Genomic DNA, 21,324 nt, shown 5'->3' with positions numbered 1-21,324 from the left:
CGGCGCGCGCACCTGTTTAGGGCGCGGCTGGCGTCCAGTAGCGCGCAGTTAGCGTTTTCCATCCCTTGCAACCTGAATTGCGGCGCACCATGATTCATTCAGATCGTGCGTCCCGCGCGAAGGGAGAAAAATCATGGCGAGCTACCAGAAAATCCTGCTGTGCTACGACGGCTCGCGCGAAGGCCGCAAAGCGTTGCGTTGCGGCGCCGACCTGGCGATGGATCTGAAAGCCGAAACTCACCTGTTGTCGGTTGTCGACATGCGTTCGAGCATTGCGCAAAGCGCGGGCCTGCTGACCGATGTGGCTTGCGGCAGCTTCGAAAAGACCGCCCGCGACATCCTCCAGGAAGGCGTGGACTGGCTCACCGAGCGAGGCGTGAGCGCACAAGGGCATTTCGCGTTCGGCCATCCGATCGACGAGATCGCCAACCTCGCCAATGAATTGCATGTCGACCTCGTGGTGGTCGGCCACCGCTGCCGTACGGGCTTGTCACGTTGGTGGATGGGTGCGGGTAATACGCCGCTGCTCGACCGCGTCTCGTGCAGCATTCTGGTGGCCTGTTCTTCTGCGCAGGAGCAACAGCAAGCGGCGGCTTGACGCACGGTCTCGGGGAGGGTGTTTGACTGGCCGGCCGCCCAAGCCTGACGACATCAGACGGTCATTCGTTCAGATTGACCGCGGCCAGCTTCCATGTGAATACGCCCTCGCGCTGAAAGATCGCCGAGTAACGTGCGTCGCCGGCGCCATGCTGGTACGTGACGACGAACTCGTTGATGCCGCGATAGCCCGCGGTGGTTTGCGGCGGTTGCGGGGGCGCGGCGTTGCCATTGCCATTGGCTGCGGTGCCAGTGGCGGGTGCTGCCGGCGCGGGTGAAGTCGCTGCGGCATCCGATGGAGTGTTCGTGGCAGCCGGCACGGGCGGCCGCTCGCCCGGATCGCCGCGCGGCGGCATGCCGTTCAACAGGGCCGCCACGCCGTCTGGGGTGGCATAGGCATCTACGAGCGGACCAATCAGCGCAACGCCGATCATCGCGCCAATGGCGGCCAATGGATTACCGTTGCTGTGTGCGTCGAGACGCCGTGTCAGCAAGCCGGCGACCTGCTGCTTCAGGCTCTCACGCAGCGCGGGAAAATCGACGTACTGATTGACCGTTTGCGCGTCGCGCGCATCGGCCGCGCGTTTGAGATTGTTCAGCGCAATATACGGCGTCGCGTACGCGAACCCGAGCGCGGCGATCACCACAATCACGAGCAGCGTGACGATCAGCGGCCGGGTAGCGCCGCCTTTGGTGCGTTTCAGAACGGCCATCGAATGGGGCTCTCCGTCAGGTGTGATCTAACGTGGACCGCCGCCACGCAAAAACGATCCCATGCGAAGCAATATCGCCACCCGATTGAAGGCCGATCAAGACTCGAATACCGCACCACGTAAGTTTGCTTCGTCGGCAATGCAGCGGTCGATCATGCGGCATACGGCGTCTACCGTGCCGACCATGATGAGCCGCGATGGGCCGTGATAGACACGCACCGGTGCGCGCCGCGCCGGCTCGGCCGTATTCAAACCCGAATTCAACGACACGCGGGCAAACGCCGGCAACGACGAGGGCAGGCTCGACGCGCTAGCAGGCGAGTCGAATAACGACGGCGTGCTGGCCGTGGACGCCTCGATCAATGAGCAGGGCACCAGCTTGCGAAGATGGCGCAGACGACCGAACTGGCGAAAAGGCAGCAGGCGGGCAAGGCGTTCCATGAGACTCTCCAGACGATGCAACATTGATGCGGCGTTGGCGTGGCTTTCTATTCTGCCGAACGGGCAAGACGGGGCTTGGAACCAGGGGCTTGGAACCAGGGGCTTGAATTCCAGGCGCCTGGAACCAGCGTGCTTAGAACTCGCCGGGGCGAATCAGCCCGACGGCGATACCCTCCAGCGCGAACTCCGCACTGCCGGTTTCAACGAAGATGTTTTCGTAATCGGGGTTCTCGGCGATCAGTTCGAGCCCGTTCGGCCGGCGCTTCAGGCGCTTGACCGTGACGTCGTCGCCAAGCCGGGCAATGACGATCTGGCCGTCTTTGGCTTCGCTCTTCTTTTGCACCGCGAGCAGGTCGCCGTCGAAGATGCCCGCGTCGCGCATGGACAGCCCGCGCACCTTCAGCAGGTAATCGGGCTTGCTCGAGAACAGCGCCGGGTCGCACGCGTAGTGCTGCGAGATATGTTCCTGCGCGAGGATCGGGCTGCCCGCGGCAACCCGCCCGATCAGCGGCAGCGACAGTTGCATGATGCTGGCGTGCGGCAGCGTGAACTGGTGCGGCGAATCTTCCGGGCCGGCCAGCAGGCGGATGCCGCGCGACGCGCCCGCCGCGAGCTCGATCACACCCTTGCGGGCGAGCGCGCGCAGATGTTCTTCTGCCGAGTTGGCCGAGCTGAAGCCCAGTTCGGCGGCGATCTCCGCGCGGGTGGGCGGAAAGCCGGTGCGTTCAATAGCCCTGCGGATCAGATCGAAAACCTGCTGCTGTCGTGCGGTGAGTTTGGTCATGGCGCCACTGTATGGATGAACAGGTGACTGTATTTTTATACAGTATCGGGCGCAATTCAAGCTTTACTTTAAGTTCGTGCCGAAGGGTGGCGTTGCAGCGTCGTCAAAAGACGCTCCAACACCCGTTTTCGTGCCGCAACGCCTTATCCAGCTGCCATTACCACTTTTGCGTATTAAAGAATGAATAAACATTATTTTTAATGATGAAAGCGCTTCGATAGACTGGCCTCCGAGTTGGCGCTCATGTGCACGTGACCGCGACGCAGAGCAACACCACACGCTGTTTCAGCGAATTACGACGCGGAGAAAGTTGACATGAATCACCAAGGTACGGGGCTGGCGGGCAGGACGAAGAAACTCATCGTGGCGCTGGCACTGGGTGCGGCGGGCGCGCTCGGCGCGATGGCACAGGCACACGCTGCCGACACGACGCTGCTGAACGTGTCCTACGACCCGACGCGTGAGCTGTATCAGGACATCAACCAGGCGTTCGGCAAGGAATGGAAGGCGAAGACCGGCGACACGATCACTTTCAAGCAGTCGCACGGCGGCTCCGGGGCGCAGGCGCGTTCGGTGCTCGATGGTCTGCAGGCCGACGTCGTGACGCTCGCGCTCGCTTACGACATCGACGCACTGGCCAACAAGGGGCTGCTGGACAAGGGCTGGCAGAAGCGTTTGCCGGATAACGCATCGCCCTACACGTCGACGATCGTGTTTCTGGTGCGTAAGGGCAACCCGAAGCACATCAAGGATTGGGATGATCTGATCAAGCCGGGTGTCTCGATCGTCACGCCGAATCCGAAGACGTCGGGCGGCGCGCGCTGGAACTACCTCGCTGCCTGGGCGTACGCCGAGCATCAGCCGGGCGGCAATGACCAGAAGGCCAGGGAATTCGTCGGCAAGCTCTACAAGAATGCCGGCGTGCTGGATTCGGGCGCGCGCGGCGCGACCACCAGCTTCGTGCAACGCGGTATCGGCGACGTGCTGATCGCGTGGGAAAACGAAGCCTTCCTGTCGCTGAAGGAATTCGGTCCGGACAAGTTTGAGATCGTCGTGCCGTCGGTCAGCATTCTGGCGGAGCCGCCGGTTGCGGTGGTGGACAAGGTGGTCGACAGGCACGGCACGCGCAAGGTCGCCGAAGCGTATCTGAACTTCCTGTATAGCGAGGAAGGGCAGGAAATCGCGGCGAAGAACTTCTACCGTCCGCGTTCGAACAAGGTGCCGGCCGAGTTGACTGCCAAGTTTCCGAAGCTGAAGCTGTACACGGTGGACGATTCGTTCGGCGGCTGGACCAACGCGCAGAAAACACACTTTGCCGACGGCGGCGTATTCGATTCGATCTACCAGCCGCAGTAATACCGTCCATGCCTGCAACGGCATAGGCAAAGCGATACGCTCACGCGTCACTCCCAAGCGCGCCCCCAGGGGCGCGCTTTTGGCCAGCCGGGGCCCGGCGGCCGGTAACACGAGCATCAACCTGAACGAGTAACGAGCATGACGACGTTGACCTTCCGAAAACCGAGCGCGTTGCCCGGTTTTGGCCTGACACTCGGCATCACGGTGGCTTATCTGAGCCTCGTGGTGCTGATTCCGCTTGCGGCGACCTTTCTGAAGACCGCGACGCTCGACTGGGACCAGTTCGTGCGCGCGGTGAGCTCGCCGCGCGTGCTCGCGTCGTATCGCCTGACGTTCTTTTCCGCGCTCGGCGGCGCGCTGATCAATGCGGTGTTCGGCTTTCTGGTGGCATGGGTGCTGGTGCGCTACACGTTTCCGTTCAAGCGCATCGTCGATGCCGTGGTCGATCTGCCGTTCGCGCTGCCCACCTCGGTGGCCGGTATTTCGCTCGCAGCCGTGTACGCGGGCAATGGCTGGATCGGGCAGTTCCTCGAACCGCTCGGGCTGAAGATCGCGTTTACGCCGGCGGGCGTGCTGGTCGCGCTCACGTTCATCGGTCTGCCGTTCGTGGTGCGCACGGTGCAGCCGGTGCTCGAAGAGTTCGAGCGCGAACAGGAGGAAGCGGCCGCGTGCCTGGGCGCGTCGCGCTGGCTGACGTTTCGCCGCGTAGTGTTGCCGGCGGTGTTTCCGGCTCTGTTGACGGGCTTCGCGCTGGCATTCGCCCGCGCGCTCGGCGAATACGGTTCGGTGATTTTCATCGCCGGCAATGTGCCGATGAAGTCCGAAATCACCTCGCTTCTCATCATCACCAAGCTGGAGCAGTACGACTATGCGGGTGCGACTGCCATCGCGGTCGTGATGCTGGTGGTGTCGTTCCTGATGCTGTTGTTGATCAATACCTTGCAGTGGTATCTGCAGCGCCGCACGAGCCGCGGTGGCGCGGGTCCGGCGCCTGCCGCCAGTGTTGCGGCCGTCGGCGGGGGTGTGCAATGAGCCGCAGAACCGTGAATGGAGCGGACGGCGTGAATGGCGTGAGCGGCGTGAATAACGCCGCCGTGGCCGTGGCGCCGCGCGCGCCGTTGAACGTCGCGCGCCGTCCCGATCCGGTCACCGAGCCGCCCGTCGTGCGCTGGATTCTGACCGGCGTCGCGCTACTGTTTCTCGCACTGTTCCTGGTTGTGCCGCTCGTCGCCGTGTTCTATCAGGCGTTGAACAAGGGACTCGGTTTCTATCTGGAATCGCTTGCCGATCCTGACGCGCTCTCGGCGATCAAGCTCACCGTGATCACCGCCGCGATCGCCGTGCCGCTGAACCTCGTGTTCGGCCTCGCGGCTTCATGGTGTATCGCCAAGTTCGAATTCCGCGGCAAGGCGCTGCTGACCACGCTGATCGATCTGCCGTTCTCGGTGTCGCCGGTGATCTCCGGCTTGATCTATGTATTGATGTTCGGTGCGCAGGGCTGGTTCGGCCCGTGGCTGCAGGATCACAACATCCAGATCATTTTCGCGGTGCCGGGCATTGTGATGGCGACGATCTTCGTGACGTTCCCCTTTGTCGCGCGTGAGCTGATTCCGCTGATGCAGGCGCAAGGCAACGACGAAGAAGAAGCCGCGCACGTGCTCGGCGCGTCGGGCTGGCAGATCTTCCGCCGCGTCACGCTGCCCAACGTCAAATGGGGCCTGCTGTACGGCGTGATTCTGTGCAACGCGCGGGCGATGGGCGAGTTCGGCGCGGTGTCGGTGGTGTCGGGCCATATTCGCGGCCAGACCGACACCATGCCGCTGCACGTCGAAATTCTCTACAACGAGTACAACTTCTCGGCGGCGTTCGCCGTGGCGTCGGTGCTGGCGCTGCTCGCACTCGTGACGCTCGGCCTGAAGCTGCTCGCCGAGCGCCATATGTCGGCGGAACTGTCGGCCGCGCGCGATGTGCCCGCGTACGCCGGCCCCGTCACGATTCCGGCCACTGTCAGTCAAGCAACGCAAGCCACGCATGCATCGCAGCAACACCCGCTCAAGCAAGGAGAGCTGTAATGGGTATCACCGTTCGTAACCTGCAGAAGCGCTTCGGCGATTTCGTCGCGCTCGATAACGTCACACTCGACTTTCCGCCGGGTGAACTGGTTGCGCTGCTCGGGCCGTCGGGTTGTGGCAAGACCACCTTGTTGCGTGTGATCGCCGGGCTCGAATACGCGGACGGCGGCCAGGTCGTGCTGCAAGGCCAGGACGTGGCGACGGTCGGCGCGCGCGAGCGGGAAGTGGGTTTCGTGTTCCAGCATTACGCGCTGTTCCGTCATATGACGGTGTTCGAGAACGTGGCGTTCGGCCTGCGGGTGAAGCCGCGCAAGGAGCGTCCCTCGGAAGCGGTGATCCGCGAGAAGGTGCATGAGCTGCTCAAACTCGTGCAACTCGACTGGCTCGCGCAACGCTATCCGTCGGAACTGTCGGGCGGCCAGCGGCAACGGATCGCGCTCGCGCGCGCGTTGGCGGTCGAGCCGAAGGTGCTGCTGCTCGACGAACCCTTCGGCGCGCTGGATGCGAAGGTGCGCAAGGAACTGCGCAGCTGGCTGCGGCGCCTGCACGACGATCTGCATATCTCGACGATTTTCGTCACGCATGACCAGGAAGAAGCGCTTGAAGTGGCCGACCGTATCGTCGTACTGAATCGCGGGCACGTGGAGCAGGTGGGTAGTCCGCAGGACGTGTACGATCATCCGCAAACCTCGTTCGTCTACGAGTTTCTCGGCGCGGCGAACCGTCTGCATGGCAACGTCGACGCGAGCGGTTTCGTGGTGGACGGCGCGGCGCTGCCGGTGTCGATCAAGGCCGATTTCAGCGGCCCGGCGTTCGCCTATGTGCGTCCGCACGATTTGCAACTGTATCCGCAGGCGTCCGGTCATCGCGAGGGTATCGTCGTCGACGTGCGGCGCGTGGTGACGCTGGGCGGCTCGGTGCGGGTCGAACTCGCGGGCCGCGAGGGCAACCTGCTCGAAGCCGAACTCGATCGAGAAGCGTGGCGCGATCTGCAGCTCTCTATCGGCGACGGTGTGACGGCGGTGCCGCGTGCATTGCGCGTGTTTCCGGCGCAATGAGCGCCGTGCGGCTACGCGTAGCAACACGACCCGGTGTTTCAGGCAAACTCAAATAACTCAACTCTGGACGAACCGGAGACATACAGATGAATTTCCAGCAATTGCGCTTCGTGCGCGAAGCCGTGCGTCAGAACATGAATCTGACCGAGGTGGCGAACGTTCTGTACACGTCGCAATCAGGTGTGTCGAAACAGATCAAGGATCTGGAGGACGAACTCGGCGTCGATATTTTCATTCGACGCGGCAAGCGTCTGACGGGCCTCACCGAGCCGGGCAAGGCGGTGCATCAGCTGATCGAGCGGATGCTGCTCGACGCCGAGAATCTGCGCCGCGTCGCGCGCCAGTATGCCGATCAGGATAGCGGCCATCTTGTCGTGGCCACCACGCACACGCAGGCGCGCTACGCGCTGCCCAAGGTGATCCGTCAATTTACCGAGGTATTCCCGAAGGTGCATCTGGCGCTGCGCCAGGGCAGTCCGCAACAGATCGCGCAGATGATCATCAACGGCGAAGCGGACATCGGCATCTCCACCGAAGCGCTCGACCGTTTCCCGGATATCGTCACGTTCCCGTGCTATTCGTGGCATCACGTCGTGGTCGTGCCGAAGGGGCATCCGCTGGTGGGCCGGCCGAATCTGACGCTCGACGAGATCGCCGAATTCCCGATCGTCACGTACGACCAGGATTTCACGGGCCGCTCGCACATCGACCAGGCGTTCGCGAAAGCGGGTGCGTTGCCCGACGTCGTGCTGACCGCGATCGACGCCGACGTGATCAAGACGTATGTCGAACTGGGCATGGGCATCGGCGTGGTCGCGGCGATGGCCTACGACCCGAAGCGCGACACGGAACTGGTCGCGCTCGACACGCAGCATCTGTTCGAAGCGAGCACGACGCGAGTCGGTTTGCGCAAGGGCGCGTTCCTGCGCGCATACGCGTACCGGCTGATCGAGATGTTCGCGCCGCAACTGAACGAAGCGGACATCGCCGCGCAGTTGCGCGAAGCGGTCTGATGGATGCGTTGGGTCGTTGAAGGGCCGTTAGGCCCTTCAACTGGAAAAGAAGGTTGTCCTATCCGATCTTCCGCAAGGACTCCCTGGGTGCGAACCCTGCTGCGAAACGCTATCTGCAACTGGTCATCTTGTTGCGGTAGATAGCCAGGCATAAAACGGACAGTGACAGGGCGTGGCATCCCGGCCAGAGACGTATTGTCAATTGGCCGCCAAGTCCTTCAGCGGTTCGACGAACTCTCCGAGACCGAGACCTTTCATCAACTGCGTCTGGATCGACACTGCTTGAGCGTTAAGGACATCAGCGCCGAACGATTGCCCGACTACCAGGCGTGCGGGACGCGTGCCGTTTGGTTGTTCGACTACCCGCGCAATGGCTTCGGCTACGTCGTGCGGGTTCGGAGCGTCGTCACCTTCGAACAGCTCCATCAACGTCTCTACCATCTTGCCCGGAATTGCGCCGATTTCGCCGTACCCAGTACCGCGCGCGGCGTCGCCTGGCCGCTGCGCGCTCGCGAAAATATTCGTCGGATAGTTGCTGGGTTGGACGAGAACTACGTCGATGCCCAACTTCGACAACTCATAGCGGTAGCTATCGGTTAATGCTTCGATGGCGAACTTCGACGCGCCATAAAGACCGAAAAAAGGCAAGGTCACGCGGCCGAGGATCGAGCCGATATTCACAATCAAGCCGTCGCGCCGATCCCTGAAGACGGGCAACACGGCCCTCAGTGTCCGTTGGATGCCGAATACGTTCACGTCAAAGAGCGCGCGTACCTGTTCTGTCGTGAACGCTTCGGAGATTCCCGCCGAGCCGATGCCGGCGTTGTTGATGAGGACGTCGAGGCGTCCGGCCGTTTTGAGCACAGAAGTCACACCACGCTCAACGGAGACGTCGTCTGTCACGTCGAGTTCGATGACATGGATGCCCCTGGCTTGTAGCGCATTGGCATGGGGCCGGTTGCGCCCGGCGACATCACGCATGGACGCGAATACCTGGTGTCCGGCGAGCGCGAGCGTCTCGGCCGTGTCGCGGCCGAAGCCGCTGCTAGCTCCGGTAATAAGGATACATTTGGACATGGTCACTTCCTTTCACTGGTTTAACGCGTTTGAAGGACTGCGGCCAGATCCCAGATCCGGGCCAGCATGTCCGATGCGGGTAAGTTCAAACGTGCGACGCAATTCGAAGCCAAGCCGTTCATACAGCGCGATCGCGGAGAGGTTGTCGCTAAAGACGTGCAGAAACGGCGTCTCGCCTCGCCGCTCAATTTCTCCGCGCAAAGCTTTCATGAGTCGGCCCGCCAGGCCGCTTCCGCGATAGTCTTCGTCGACGCAAACGGCGCTAATCTCGAGGTACCGATCGACGTGCATCCGTTCGCCGGCCATCGCAATGAGATGCCCGCCGTCGCGAATCCCGATGTAATTGCCGGTTTCGTGCGTTCGTCTGCCGAATGGTCCGGGCTTGGTCTTCCGGACCAGATCGAGCATCTCTTTCGCATCCGCGTCACTCAAGCGGATTACCTCGTCATCCGCACTCGCTGCTTCACCGAGTGTGGAGATCATCTGGTGGATCACGCCCACGCGCGTCATGTGCAGGCCTTCGACTGGACCGACCGGTTCCCCGGATAGCAACGCGACCTGCTCATGAGGCAACAGGAGCTGACGGAGCGCCCGATATGCCGCAGGCGTTTCAGAGGCCAGTGCGGCAAAGGGCGCCACGTCCGGATCATATCGACGGGCAAGCGCATCTCCGTATCCAAGGTGTGCCTGATTCGTCGTGAGGGCCGCCCAGACCGGCCGGTCGAGGTCGGCGTCGGTGCGTATCGAACTACTCATGCTGTCTCCCTTTACTAGCGCAGCGGTGCTCCGGCGGATCAATTGAATTTCCAGCCGGCGTATTACTCTCGCTGCATCGCTACGCAGTCTAGACGGCCCGATGGGACGGAGCTATAGTCGCAAATGACATTAATGGGGCTATTTGCGACATGAAGCTGGTTATCTTCGCGCTTGACGGCCTGTTCGACACCGGGCTTACCGTGTTGCTGGATACCTTCGCGACGGCCAACGAGCTGGCCGTCGCGCAAGGATTCCCCGCGCCGCCCTTCGAGGTGCGGCTCGTTGGCGTGCGCAGCCGCATTCGTACCGCGCACGGGCTGTCGACGCCGGTCGAACTGGCGAGCGCCGTTGGTCACGCCGACTGGGTGGTGGTGCCTGCGCCGAATGTCCGGCAACCGGAACGCCTGGTGGAGGCCCTGGAGCGTCGCGACATGCGTGCCGCGATGGCATACCTTCGAACCTGGCACGCCGGCGGCGTTGGCGTCGCGGCGGCCTGTATCGGTACTTTCCTGCTGGCCGAAGCCGGGCTTCTGGACAATCGCGAGGCGACGACCACGTGGTCGCTGGCGCCGTTCTTTCGCCAACGCTATCCGGCTGTCAATCTGGACGACTCACGTATGGTCGTCGCGTCACATCGCGTAGTCACGGCAGGTTCGGCGATGGGCCATCTCGACCTCGCGCTATGGTTGCTGCGTCAGACCAGTCCTGAGCTTGCGACGCTCGTTGCGCGCTTCATGCTTATCGACAAGCGTTCATCCCAGGCCGAATACATCATCCCCGATCATCTCGCCCATGCCGATCCCCTGGTCGAGCGATTCGAGCGGTGGGCCCGCAACAATCTTGCTTCGGGTTTTTCGCTTCAGGCAGCGGCGGCAGCGTTGGCGGTTGGACCACGCACCTTGCAGCGCCGCACCGAGGCTGTGCTCGGCAAGTCACCGCTGGCGTTCTTCCAGGATCTGCGAATCGAACGGGCGCAAAACCTCGTCTCGATTGGCTACGATATCGAGACGATTGCAAGCGAGGTCGGCTATGCCGACTCGGCGACATTGCGGACCTTGCTGCGCCGAAGGCTCGGCCGTGGGGTGCGGGAACTTCGTGCGGAAATGCGTTAAACCTTGGCATGCACCGCGCTTGTCCGGCTTTACCGCCTGTGCACGTCAGCGAAACGACCTGCGCCTGTGGAAATCGCGTGCGACGACGACAGTGCATCGCCTGGCGCAAACGACGCCAAAAATAGTCACAAGTAGCAATGGTGGATCCCAACGCAGGCGCCTACTCTTCATCTGCCGATCCGCGTTACTGGAAGCCGGTAGTGTGTGAGGCTGCTCCGTACGGCGCGATGACGACCGGGCAGTCACCTGTTCTTGCGTGACGGTATGGAGGCGCCCGGCGCATCGCTTACAATCGCCGCCATGAATACTTCGATTCCTTCCTCCACCACGCCTTCAGACGAAGGCGCCACGCTGCTGCCGCGCATCGCCGTGCTGGCGACCGGCGGCACGATCGCCGGGGCGGCTGCGGACGCCACCAATACGTCCGGCTACCAGGCCGGCGTGGTCGGCGTCGAGCAATTGCTGGCGGTGGTGCCGGCCTTGTCCACGGTGGCGCGCATCGCGCCCGAGCAGATTGCCAGCATCGACAGCAAGGACATGGCGTTGCCGCTGTGGACCACGCTCGCGCAACGCATCAACGCGCTGCTCGCCGACGACGACATCGACGGCGTGGTGGTCACGCACGGCACGGACACGCTCGAAGAAACCGCCTACCTGTTGCATCTGACCATCAAGTCGGACAAGCCGGTCGTGCTGACGGCGGCCATGCGCCCGGCCTCGGCGCTCTCCGCCGACGGTCCGCTGAATCTGCTCAACGCCGTGACGGTCGCGGCGCACGTGGCGTCGCGCGGGCAGGGCGTGCTGGTGGCCTTCAACAACAGGATTCACAGCGCGCGCGACGTGGTCAAGACGAGCACCTATGCGGTCGATGCATTCCATTCGCCGGAAATCGGTGCGCTCGGCTGGGTGCAGGACGGCCGCGTCGAATTCCAGCGCAGCGTGGTGCGTCCGCATACGCTCGCCACCGAATTCGTGATCGGCGCGAAGTGGCCGCATGTGGAGATCGTGGTGAGCTACGCGGGCGTGTCGCGGATTGCCGTGGATGCGCTGGTTGCCGCCGGCGTGCGCGGTATCGTCGTGGCAGGCACGGGCAACGGTTCGATTCACGCTTGGGTGCAGCAGGCGCTGGCCGATGCCGCCTCGCAAGGCGTAGCGGTGGTGCGTGCGTCGCGCGTGGGTTCGGGGCATGTGATGCGCAACGGCGCAGCCGCCGACGACGCGCTCGGCTTCGTCAGCGCGGGTTCGCTGAATCCGTACAAGGCGCGTGTGTTGCTGATGCTGGCCTTGGCTGCGGGCGCCACGGGGCCGGTGGTGTTGCAGAAGATATTCGATACGTACTGATCGATTGAACGCGGACGGCGTGGTTCAAAGTCAGAACCGTGTCGCGCACATGAAGCTTGAATGACAACGCGGCGCCCAAGGCATCGACCCGGGCGCCGCGTCGTCATTTCTGCTTGAGGCTGTTTCTGCTTGAGGCTTTTAGCTGCCGCCGGAAACCGGCGGCGTGTGCAAGCCGTTAGCTCGCCAGATCCGGCGGCAACTTCCCGCCGTTCGCCGCCAGCGCCTGCATCACCTGTTTGTGCAGCCAGATATTCATACTCGCCGAATCGCTCGTGTCGCCGCTGTACTTCAGTTCCTTGGCGAGCTCCTTGCGATGCTCGAGGCTGCTGTCGACGCCGAGCGCCTTTAGCGTATCGACGATCGACGTGCGCCAGTTCAACGTTTGCCCGCTCTCACTGACGAACTGGTCCATGACGGCAGCAACGTCGACGTCGGCCAGCGGCGCGGGCGCCGCTGCAGCCGCCGGCGCAGCAGCTTGCGCCGCTGCCGGATCCGGTGTCGGCTCGACCGCAGGCGCAGGCTGGTCGGGTTTCGCTTTGCCGAAGAGCTTGTTTACGATGTCACCAAAAATGCTCATTCTGAATCCTTTGCAGATGGGTTACTGGCGCAAGCACATGCCGCTTGCGGGGTGCACACTGGTTGGGAATCGGGCGAACGATGCAGAGGACATGCGTTGCCCTGATCGGCAAGCCGCATTTGAACGCTGATACGCCCGCAACCAGACTCAACGAGTGTAGGAGAAAAGCGCGCAGCGATGTGTCAAAAAAGGTGGAGCGGCGGGCACGGAGTTGCAAGCAAATGCAAGCGGACTTGCGAGCACGTGTGCGAGGAGACTTGCAAGGGGAGGTGTCGGCAGGCGGCGTGCATGATGCACCCGCTACGAGAGATTGGCGGAAAAAGCATAACGATGAAATCCGACAGCCGGACACCCGACGACGACGTCTGACCGACCAAGGCTTCCCCGGCGCCGCCGGGTGCCGCTGCGGACCCCACTTGCCGCTCTCAGCCCAGAGCGGCACGATTTGCCCGCTTCGCCGTGCATATCGCACGACGAACCGGGCGCCCCACCTGCGAGTGCCATGACGTTGATCACGCAACGACCATGGCAGTCCGTATTGCTTGCTCAAGCTGCCTTGGCTTCGCTGCCCGGCGCTTGTGCGACTTCATGGTTGGCCATGATTTCGAGCGCTCGCACCATTGCCGAGTGATCCCATGCCTTGCCGCCATTCGCCGCGCACACGCTGAACAGTTGCTGCGCGCTCGCCGTATGCGGCAGCGCGATGCCGAGCTTGCGTGCGCCGTCGAGTGCGAGGTTCAGATCCTTCTGGTGCAGTTCGATGCGAAAGCCCGGATTGAACGTGCGTTTGGTCATGCGCTCGCCGTGTACTTCGAGAATCCGCGACGAGGCGAAGCCGCCCATCAACGCCTTGCGCACACGTTCCGGATCGGCGCCCGAGCGCGAGGCGAACAGCAACGCTTCGGCCACGGCTTCGATGTTCAGCGCGACGATGATCTGGTTCGCAACCTTGCAGGTCTGACCCGCGCCGTTGTCGCCGATCAGCGAGATGTTCCTGCCCATCAGATCGAACAGCGGCCTGGCTGTTGCGAACGCTTTTTCCGGGCCGCCCACCATGATCGTCAGCGACGCTTCACGCGCACCGACTTCGCCGCCGGAAACCGGTGCGTCCAGATAGTCGACGCCGAGCGCATTGATCTTCTTCGCGAACGCCTGGGTGTCGAGCGGCGAGATCGAGCTCATGTCGATTACGAGCTTGCCTGGCGAGAGGCCGGCGGCGACGCCGTCGTCGGCGAACAGCACGTTGGCGACGTCGGGCGTGTCCGGCACCATGATGATGACGATGTCGGCGGCCTGCGCGACAGCGGTCGAATTCGCGACGACGCTCGTCGTCTTGCCCAGATCTTCCGGCACCGGGTACGCGCCGTTCACGAACAGCGAGTGACCGCCCTTGATGAGGTTGCGCGCCATGTGCGCGCCCATGATGCCGAGGCCGATAAAACCGATCTTTGCCATGTGTCTGAATCTCCAGTGTTGTTTGGTGTCCCTCAAGAGGACATCCTTCGGGGCGGGAAGCGCCTGATCCGGCCGATCAATGAAACAATGCGGCGCTCAGGCGGCGGCGTGGGCTGCGCCGCGGGTTTGCCCGGCCACGCTCTGAATCCAGCCGAGACCGGCGGCCGTGGTCGTGCGCGGTTTGTATTCGCAACCGACGTAGCCGTCGTAGCCGAGCGAGTCGAGTAGCTCGAACAGGAACGGGTAGTTGATTTCGCCCGTGCCCGGTTCGTTGCGGCCTGGATTGTCGGCGAGCTGGATGTGCGCGATCTGCGGCAGGTTCTTCCTGATGGTCGCCGCCAGTTCGCCTTCCATCCGTTGCATGTGATAGATGTCGTATTGCAGGAACAGATTGTCCGAACCGACTGCGCGGATCACGTCGAGGCCTTCAGCAGAACGATTGAGCGCGAAGCCCGGAATGTCGTAGGCATTGCACGGTTCGACCAGCAGCCTGATGCCGTTTTTTTTCAACTCGCCCGCGGCGAAACGCAGGTTCTCGACAATGGTCGAGCGTGCCTTGTCCGCATCGACGCCGGCCGTGGGAATGCCGACGAGGCAGTTCAGTTGCGGTACCTTCAAAGCTGTCGCGTATTCGATCGCGCGGCCGACGCCTTCCTGGAACTCGCCCACCCGATCCGGCAGACACGCGATGCCGCGCTCGCCGGCTTCCCAGTTGCCCGCGGGCAGGTTGTGCAGCACGAGTTTCAGGCGGTTCTGTTGCAGACGTTCGTTCAACTCAGCGATCTGGTACGGATACGGAAACAGGAATTCGACGGCGTGAAAGCCCGCGTCCGCAGCCGCCGCAAAGCGGTCGAGAAACGGGACTTCGTTGAACAGCATGGCGAGATTCGCTGCAAATTTCGGCATGGTGCGTCTGTCTCTCAGGTCGGTCAGTGGAATAACTGCGTGACGCGGTTCGGTGTTGCAGAACCGCGCTCACGTGATGCTTATTTGTTCAACACGTCAGGCAACTCAGTCGAGCATGCTGATCGCGGTCGGTGCGTCTTCGCGAGTCGTGGCCAGCTCTTCGAACTCGTTGATCGCGTCGATCTCGGTGCCCATCGAAATGTTGGTCACGCGTTCGAGAATCACTTCGACGATCACCGGCACGTTGAACTCGGAGAGCATGGCTTGCGCTCTCTGCAGCGCGGGCTTCAGCTCTTCTGGTTTGAACACGCGGATCGCCTTGCAACCCAGACCTTCCGCAACCGCGACGTGGTCCACGCCGTAGCCGTTCGTCTCCGGCGAGTTGATGTTCTCGAAGCCGAGCTGCACGCAGAAGTCCATGTCGAACGCGCGCTGGGCCTGGCGGATCAGGCCGAGGTACGAGTTGTTCACCACCACGTGCACATACGGCAGCTTGAATTGCGCGCCGGCCGCCAGCTCTTCGATCATGAACTGGAAGTCGTAGTCGCCCGAGAGCGCCACGATCGGGCGTTGCGGATCGGCCGCACGCACGCCGAGCGCTGCCGGAATGGTCCAGCCGAGCGGGCCCGCCTGGCCGCAGTTGATCCAGTTGCGCGCCTTGTACACATGCAGGAACTGTGCGCCGGCGATCTGCGAGAGACCGATCGTGCTCACGTAGCACGTGTCGCGGCCGAACACCTGGTTCATCTCTTCGTACACGCGTTGCGGCTTCATCGGTACGTTGTCGAAGTGGGTCTTGCGGTGCATGGTCCGCTTGCGTTGCTGGCAGTCGGCGACCCATGCACTGCGGTCCTTCAGCTTGCCCGCGGCTTTCCATTCCTTCGCCACTTCCACGAACAGTTCGAGCGCGGCTTTCGCGTCCGACACGATGCCGAGGTCCGGGCCGAACACGCGGCCGATCTGCGTCGGCTCGATGTCCACGTGCACGAACTTGCGGCCCTTCGTATAAACCTCGACGCTGCCCGTGTGACGGTTCGCCCAGCGGTTGCCGATGCCGAGCACGAAGTCGGAGGCGAGCATCGTTGCGTTGCCGTAGCGGTGCGAGGTTTGCAGGCCGACCATGCCGGCCATCAGCGGATGGTCGTCGGGAATCGCGCCCCACGACATCAGCGTCGGAATCACCGGCACGCCGACGGTTTCAGCAAACGTGACGAGCAGGTCTTCGGCCGCCGCGTTCAACACGCCGCCGCCCGAGACGAGCAGCGGCTTGTCCGAGTCGTTGAGGAGCGTGAGGACGGCTTCGATCTGCTTGCGAGTCGCCTTGGGCTTGTAGACCGGCAGCGGTTCGTATGTGTCGATGTCGAATTCGATTTCGGCGAGCTGCACGTCGATCGGCAGATCGACCAGCACCGGACCCGGACGGCCCGAGCGCATCAGGTGGAATGCCTGCTGGAACACGCGCGGCACCAGCGCCGGCTCACGCACGGTGACGGCCCACTTGGTGACGGGCTTGGCGATCGATTCGATGTCGACGGCCTGGAAGTCTTCCTTGTACAGACGCGCGCGCGGCGCCTGGCCCGTGATGGCGAGAATAGGAATCGAGTCGGCCTGAGCCGAGTACAAACCGGTGATCATGTCGGTGCCGGCGGGGCCCGACGTGCCGATACACACGCCGATGTTGCCCGGCTGGGCGCGCGTATAGCCTTCGGCCATATGCGACGCGCCTTCGACGTGGCGGGCCAGCACGTGGCTGATGTTGCCCGCCTTGCGCATGGCCGAGTAGAACGGGTTGATCGCTGCGCCCGGAACGCCGAATGCAGTGTCGATGCCTTCTTTTTCGAGCACCAGCACGGCTGCGTCGACGGCTCTCATCTTGGCCATGAATGTCTCCTGAATGGCAGGGAATGGGCGAAATAAACGGGTTGAGTGCACTTTAGGCCTGACCTAAAGGTTTGATAAGATCAGTCCGTGTCGCTTATTTCGAAACAAAAAGTATGGAATGGCTTGTTGCCCGATGGGCGGGGCGCGCTGCGTGGGACCGGAGTAAGCGCTAAAGCGCTAACTCCGGTCGACAGGAGACAGAAATGGACCGGTTCAAACAGATCGAAACGTTCGTGCGCGTCGCGGATGCGGGTAGTCTCGCGGCGGCCGCGCTGGAGGAGGGTGTGTCGCCGGTGATTCTCGGCCGCCGCATCGATGCGCTGGAAAAGCGCCTCGGCGTCAAGCTGATGTACCGCTCGACACGCCGGCTGGTGGTGAGCGAAGACGGCGCCGCGTTTCTGGAGCGCTGTCGGGGCCTGCTCATCGAATGGGATCAGGCGGAAAACGAACTAAGCGCCGGGCGGCGCGCGATCAACGGCCATCTGATCGTGTCGGCGCCGGCAGCGTTCGGACGCAAGCACGTCGCGCCGCTCGCGCCGGCATTTCTCGCCGACAAACCGGAATTGCAGGTGTCGTTCAATCTGACCGACCGGGTGGTGGATCTGGTGCGCGAGGGTTACGACCTGTCGATCCGCATCGGCGGGGCGGTCGATCCGAATTTCGTCGCGGTCAAGCTGGCGTCGAACCGGCGCGTGGTGTGCGGCACGCCGGAGTACTTCCGCCGGCACGGCAGGCCGAAAACGCTCGAAGACCTGCCGCAGCACAACTGTCTCGCGTTCAATCTGCAAGGCGGGCAGAACCGCGGCTGGTACTTCCGCCGCAACGGCAAGCTGGCGACGGTGCGGGTGGGCGGCACGCTCGACTGCAACGACGGCGAACTGCTGCACCGCTGGGTGTCGGAAGGGCTCGGGCTCGGCTGGCGCTCCACATGGGAAATCCAGCAACAACTGGCACGCGGCGAGCTGGAAACCGTGCTGGACGAGTTCGCGCTGCCCGACTACGACATTCTCGCGGTCTATCCGCAGCAGCGGTATGTGCCGGCCAAGGTGCGCTACTTCATCGATTACCTGAAGGACGTGTACGCCAGCGCGGATTACTGGAACCGGCCGGCTTACTAGACGTAGGCGGGACGGGCCGACACCCGACACCCTGGCGATCCTGTGGTCCTGCACCCGGCCGGTCCGGCCAGACTTTTTTGCGGATTGCACGCGGCGTCGGGAATAAACTCGCCGAATGCCCGGTTATGCGCTGTAGAGAGTGTCACGACGAGCTCCGTCGCATAGTCCGCAATGCCCTGGAGGGCCGAGGTGGTCCAGACCGATTCAGAACCTGTTCGCGCGCACGGCGAGACCGACGCGGCGAGGAGCCGGCGCTTTCAGCAGATGGCGCTGCCGCACCTCGACGCCGCGTACAACCTTGCGCGCTGGTTGTGCGGTAACGCCAATGATGCCGACGACGTCGTGCAGGAAGCCTTCATGCGCGCGTTTCGCTTCTTCGACACCTTTCGCGGCGACTCGGCGCGGCCGTGGCTGCTGGCGATCGTGCGCCGCACCTGGTACACGGAATGGCGGCGGCGGGCGTCGTCGCACGAAACGGTGGAGTTCGACGACACGATGGACGACGCGTCCTTCGACGGCTGGACGGTGGGCGGCACCGACCCGCAGGCGCTCCTGATCCGCGACGAGGATACGAAGCTCGTACACGAGGCGCTCGCGCAGTTGCCGGTCGAATATCGGGAAGTGCTGATGCTGAGGGAACTGGAGGAAATGGGTTATCGGGAGATCGCGCTGGTGGCGGACGTGCCGATCGGCACGGTGATGTCCCGGCTCGCGCGAGGACGCAGCAAGCTGGCCGCGGTGCTGACGGAGAAGCAGGGCGGCGCGACGGCGCCGCACAGACCGTCGATGTGCGCGGCGGCGCCCGGCGCAAGCAAATCGGCCACGGCGAGCGTGACGCCCCTGCGGGCGTCCGCCAACGGCCGGCCACTCAACACGCCAGGCGGCAGCGCCGCGGGCAATGCTCAGGAGACGCCAGATGGACTGTAACGAAGCGCGGCCGCTCCTCGATGCGAACGCCGATCACGAATTGCCCGCGCCGGATGCCCGGCGCGTCCAGCAGCACATCGAGAGCTGCGCCGCCTGCCAGCGCGAAAGCGAGAACCTGCGGGCCTTGAGCGGCGCGCTGCGGGCGGCGCCTTATCATCGTGCGCCGCAGTCGCTGCGCGAGCGGATCGTCGCCGGATTGCCATCTGTCGACGAACCGGCTGCGGCGGCCGAGGCGCCGGTTGAGCGTGTCGAGCGTGTCGGGAGTGTCACGCCGCCGCCGCGCGAATGGGCGCGGCGCGGCTGGCTCGACCGTTTGCTGGACGGCTGGCGCGCCCCGCAAGGCGGCTTCGGCTGGCCGACGGGCGCGGGCGGCCCGGTTGGCTCAGGCGGCGTGTTTGCGCGCGGCTGGCTGGTGGCGCTGGTCGTCGCGTTGTGCGCGGTGGCGGCGGGCGTGGCGTTGAACCTGCGCCGGCCGGCGGAATTCGGGCCGTTCGCCGACGAACTGGTGGAAAGCCACGTGCGCGCGCAGGTGTCGGGACGCGACATCGACGTGATCTCCACGGACCGGCATACGGTCAAGCCGTGGTTCAACGGCCGGCTCGACTATTCGCCGCCGGTTGAGGATCTGGCGGCGAGCGGCTTCGCGCTGGAGGGCGGGCGCCTCGATTACCTCGCGCATCAGCGCGTGGCCGTGCTGGTGTACCGCTACCAGAAGCACGTGATCGACGTGTACGTGTTTCCGCAGGCCGGTGCCGGTGGCACGGGCCGGAACACGGACGGCGCCGCGCCGGCCATGCTCGCTCGCGAAGGCTACTCGATTGCGCACTGGAACGCGGAAGGCATGACCTGGTGGGCGATCTCGGACGCCGCGCCCGACGCGCTGAAGGGGCTGGAAGTGGCGCTGAAGGCACGTTTGCAAAGCGGTAGCGAGCGGACGGAGGCGGGGTCCTAGACGGGCCGCCGCCGCCTAAACCCTTGAAAACACACCCGATTCGCGCGCCGCAATAACGGGATATCTTGCAACCCGGCCCCAATCGGGTTACACTCTTTGGCTTCTCACTTGCCACACCGGTTCCGACGCCCGGGTGGCTTCTATCCAAAAGTCAGCACAAGGAGTGTGTATGCGTCATTATGAAATCGTCTTTATCGTGCATCCCGATCAGAGCGAGCAGGTGCCCGCCATGATCGAGCGTTACAAGAGCACGATCACCTCGCACGGTGGCCAGATCCACCGTATCGAAGACTGGGGCCGTCGCCAACTGGCCTACATGATCGAGAAACTCGCGAAGGCTCACTACGTCTGCATGAACATCGAATGCGACCAGACCACGCTCGACGAGCTGGAACACGCGTTCAAGTTCAACGACGCCGTTCTGCGTCACCTGATCGTCAAGATGAAGAAGGCCGAAACCGGCCCGTCGCCGATGATGAAGGAAGTGCAGCGCGAAGAAGCCAAGAAGTCGGCTGCTACGCAACCGTCCGAAGCGCAGGCTTAAGACACACTATTTAAGCTACCAGATCAAGCGTCGCTCTCGACCAAGGTTACATGAATCGGCTGCAACTCACGGCCAGCGTCGTCGAACGCGAACCGGTGCGGTATACCCCCGCCGGCGTTCCGATTGCAGGCTGCACGTTGCACCACCGCACGGAAGTCGTCGAAGCCGGTATTGCCCGGCAAGTCGAACTGACCATGCAGGCGGTAGCCGCAGGCGAGGCGAGCGGTAAGCTGGAAAGCTGTCAGATGGGCGTGGAAACGCTCTTCACAGGCTTTCTGGCGAAAAAGCACCGCAACGCTAGAGCTCTGGTATTTCACATCACAGCATTGCAGGACATTGGAAAGGACTGAACATGCCCCGCCCGACTGGTAAGAAATTCGACAAGCGTCGTCAGCAACAAAATCCGCTCTTCAAGCGCAAGAAGTTCTGCCGTTTCACGGCCGCTGGCGTCGATCACATCGACTACAAAGACCTCGAAACGCTGAAGGACTTCATCGGCGAAAACGGCAAGATCACGCCGGCGCGTCTCACGGGTACGAAGTCGCACTATCAACGCCAGCTGGATACGGCAATCAAGCGCGCACGTTTCCTCGCGCTGGTGCCGTACACCGACCAGCACAAGGCCTAACCCGACGACGCGATAA

At 63.2% G+C, this 21,324-nt stretch carries 23 protein-coding genes; 14 read left to right on the top strand and 9 right to left on the bottom strand.

All coding sequences use genetic code 11. The annotated features are described in order from the left end of the window. The first annotated feature begins 133 nt into the window (after window positions 1-133). On the top strand, window positions 134-598 hold the full coding sequence (locus NE850_RS21215; RefSeq protein ID WP_007182130.1) for a universal stress protein: 465 nt from the start codon (window positions 134-136) through the stop codon (window positions 596-598). Window positions 599-659: 61 nt separating this feature from the next. Here NE850_RS21215 and NE850_RS21210 read toward each other — a convergent pair whose 3' ends face one another. The 3 genes from NE850_RS21210 to lexA all read right to left on the bottom strand — a co-directional run bounded on the left by NE850_RS21210 (window position 660) and on the right by lexA (window position 2,535). Then, window positions 660-1,310 carry a DUF2939 domain-containing protein gene (locus tag NE850_RS21210; RefSeq protein ID WP_165185785.1) on the bottom strand — a complete coding sequence of 217 codons (651 nt, stop codon included), beginning with the start codon at window positions 1,308-1,310 and terminating at the stop codon, window positions 660-662. 96 nt (window positions 1,311-1,406) lie between these two features. Next, window positions 1,407-1,751 carry a hypothetical protein gene (locus NE850_RS21205; RefSeq protein ID WP_310699365.1) on the bottom strand — a complete coding sequence of 115 codons (345 nt, stop codon included), beginning with the start codon at window positions 1,749-1,751 and terminating at the stop codon, window positions 1,407-1,409. Between the two features lie 133 nt (window positions 1,752-1,884). Further along, window positions 1,885-2,535 carry a transcriptional repressor LexA gene (gene lexA, locus NE850_RS21200; protein WP_007182127.1) on the bottom strand — a complete coding sequence of 217 codons (651 nt, stop codon included), beginning with the start codon at window positions 2,533-2,535 and terminating at the stop codon, window positions 1,885-1,887. 315 nt (window positions 2,536-2,850) lie between these two features. On the opposite strand from lexA, the gene NE850_RS21195 reads away from it, so the two are divergent. From NE850_RS21195 to NE850_RS21175, 5 genes are all read left to right on the top strand, one after another. Further along, window positions 2,851-3,891, top strand: coding sequence for a sulfate ABC transporter substrate-binding protein (locus NE850_RS21195; RefSeq protein WP_007182126.1), 1,041 nt, complete (start codon window positions 2,851-2,853; stop codon window positions 3,889-3,891). 138 nt (window positions 3,892-4,029) lie between these two features. Further along, a complete protein-coding gene (gene cysT / locus NE850_RS21190) occupies window positions 4,030-4,923 on the top strand; it encodes a sulfate ABC transporter permease subunit CysT (protein WP_007182125.1) in 894 nt (297 codons plus the stop codon). Continuing rightward, window positions 4,920-5,963: a sulfate ABC transporter permease subunit CysW gene (gene cysW, locus NE850_RS21185; protein ID WP_007182124.1), complete on the top strand. Its 1,044-nt coding sequence runs from the start codon at window positions 4,920-4,922 to the stop codon at window positions 5,961-5,963. Before cysT ends, cysW begins: the two co-directional genes overlap by 4 nt. Then, complete coding sequence (locus tag NE850_RS21180) at window positions 5,963-7,021, top strand: sulfate/molybdate ABC transporter ATP-binding protein (protein ID WP_007182123.1); 1,059 nt, start codon at window positions 5,963-5,965, stop codon at window positions 7,019-7,021. Before cysW ends, NE850_RS21180 begins: the two co-directional genes overlap by 1 nt. Before the next feature lie 86 nt (window positions 7,022-7,107). Continuing rightward, on the top strand, window positions 7,108-8,034 hold the full coding sequence (locus NE850_RS21175) for a CysB family HTH-type transcriptional regulator (RefSeq protein WP_007182122.1): 927 nt from the start codon (window positions 7,108-7,110) through the stop codon (window positions 8,032-8,034). Window positions 8,035-8,232: 198 nt separating this feature from the next. Here NE850_RS21175 and NE850_RS21170 read toward each other — a convergent pair whose 3' ends face one another. Both NE850_RS21170 and NE850_RS21165 read right to left on the bottom strand, forming a co-directional pair. Next, entirely contained in the window at window positions 8,233-9,111 is an 879-nt protein-coding gene (locus NE850_RS21170) for an SDR family oxidoreductase (protein WP_165185788.1), read from the bottom strand. A 12-nt stretch (window positions 9,112-9,123) separates the two neighbouring features. Continuing rightward, entirely contained in the window at window positions 9,124-9,867 is a 744-nt protein-coding gene (locus NE850_RS21165) for a GNAT family N-acetyltransferase (protein WP_165187432.1), read from the bottom strand. A 149-nt stretch (window positions 9,868-10,016) separates the two neighbouring features. Between NE850_RS21165 and NE850_RS21160 the strand changes: the two genes are divergently transcribed. Then, window positions 10,017-10,979: a GlxA family transcriptional regulator gene (locus NE850_RS21160; protein WP_007182119.1), complete on the top strand. Its 963-nt coding sequence runs from the start codon at window positions 10,017-10,019 to the stop codon at window positions 10,977-10,979. Window positions 10,980-11,279: 300 nt separating this feature from the next. Then, window positions 11,280-12,320 carry an asparaginase gene (locus NE850_RS21155; protein WP_165185791.1) on the top strand — a complete coding sequence of 347 codons (1,041 nt, stop codon included), beginning with the start codon at window positions 11,280-11,282 and terminating at the stop codon, window positions 12,318-12,320. A gap of 175 nt (window positions 12,321-12,495) precedes the next feature. Here the strand turns inward: NE850_RS21155 and NE850_RS21150 are convergent, their stop codons facing one another. The 4 genes from NE850_RS21150 to gcl form a co-directional block, all read right to left on the bottom strand. Then, complete coding sequence (locus tag NE850_RS21150) at window positions 12,496-12,897, bottom strand: DUF3597 domain-containing protein (RefSeq protein WP_007182117.1); 402 nt, start codon at window positions 12,895-12,897, stop codon at window positions 12,496-12,498. Window positions 12,898-13,443: 546 nt separating this feature from the next. Then, the gene (locus tag NE850_RS21145; RefSeq protein WP_007182116.1) at window positions 13,444-14,352 is read right to left on the bottom strand and encodes a 2-hydroxy-3-oxopropionate reductase; all 909 of its coding nucleotides are present in this window, start codon (window positions 14,350-14,352) and stop codon (window positions 13,444-13,446) included. Between the two features lie 96 nt (window positions 14,353-14,448). After that, window positions 14,449-15,258, bottom strand: a complete 810-nt coding sequence (hyi, locus tag NE850_RS21140; RefSeq protein WP_310699364.1) for a hydroxypyruvate isomerase — start codon at window positions 15,256-15,258, stop codon at window positions 14,449-14,451. Between the two features lie 105 nt (window positions 15,259-15,363). Further along, complete coding sequence (gcl, locus tag NE850_RS21135; protein ID WP_165185793.1) at window positions 15,364-17,139, bottom strand: glyoxylate carboligase; 1,776 nt, start codon at window positions 17,137-17,139, stop codon at window positions 15,364-15,366. 203 nt (window positions 17,140-17,342) lie between these two features. Here gcl and NE850_RS21130 point away from each other — a divergent pair, with 203 nt between their 5' ends. The 6 genes from NE850_RS21130 to rpsR all read left to right on the top strand — a co-directional run bounded on the left by NE850_RS21130 (window position 17,343) and on the right by rpsR (window position 21,308). After that, window positions 17,343-18,257: a LysR family transcriptional regulator gene (locus NE850_RS21130; protein ID WP_165185796.1), complete on the top strand. Its 915-nt coding sequence runs from the start codon at window positions 17,343-17,345 to the stop codon at window positions 18,255-18,257. A gap of 189 nt (window positions 18,258-18,446) precedes the next feature. Continuing rightward, entirely contained in the window at window positions 18,447-19,184 is a 738-nt protein-coding gene (locus NE850_RS21125; protein WP_165185798.1) for an RNA polymerase sigma factor, read from the top strand. After that, window positions 19,174-20,136 (top strand): anti-sigma factor, encoded by a 963-nt coding sequence (locus NE850_RS21120; RefSeq protein ID WP_007182111.1) that lies wholly within the window; start codon window positions 19,174-19,176, stop codon window positions 20,134-20,136. Before NE850_RS21125 ends, NE850_RS21120 begins: the two co-directional genes overlap by 11 nt. Before the next feature lie 169 nt (window positions 20,137-20,305). Further along, a complete protein-coding gene (gene rpsF / locus NE850_RS21115; RefSeq protein WP_006048823.1) occupies window positions 20,306-20,680 on the top strand; it encodes a 30S ribosomal protein S6 in 375 nt (124 codons plus the stop codon). A gap of 50 nt (window positions 20,681-20,730) precedes the next feature. Further along, window positions 20,731-21,030 carry a primosomal replication protein N gene (priB, locus tag NE850_RS21110; RefSeq protein ID WP_165185801.1) on the top strand — a complete coding sequence of 100 codons (300 nt, stop codon included), beginning with the start codon at window positions 20,731-20,733 and terminating at the stop codon, window positions 21,028-21,030. A gap of 2 nt (window positions 21,031-21,032) precedes the next feature. Continuing rightward, on the top strand, window positions 21,033-21,308 hold the full coding sequence (rpsR, locus tag NE850_RS21105) for a 30S ribosomal protein S18 (RefSeq protein ID WP_007182109.1): 276 nt from the start codon (window positions 21,033-21,035) through the stop codon (window positions 21,306-21,308). Window positions 21,309-21,324: the final 16 nt, after the last annotated feature.

Origin of the sequence: Paraburkholderia sp. USG1 (assembly GCF_031570135.1) — a bacterium.
GTDB lineage: Bacteria > Pseudomonadota > Gammaproteobacteria > Burkholderiales > Burkholderiaceae > Paraburkholderia > Paraburkholderia dioscoreae.
This window is presented reverse-complemented; position numbering and strand designations above follow the sequence as displayed.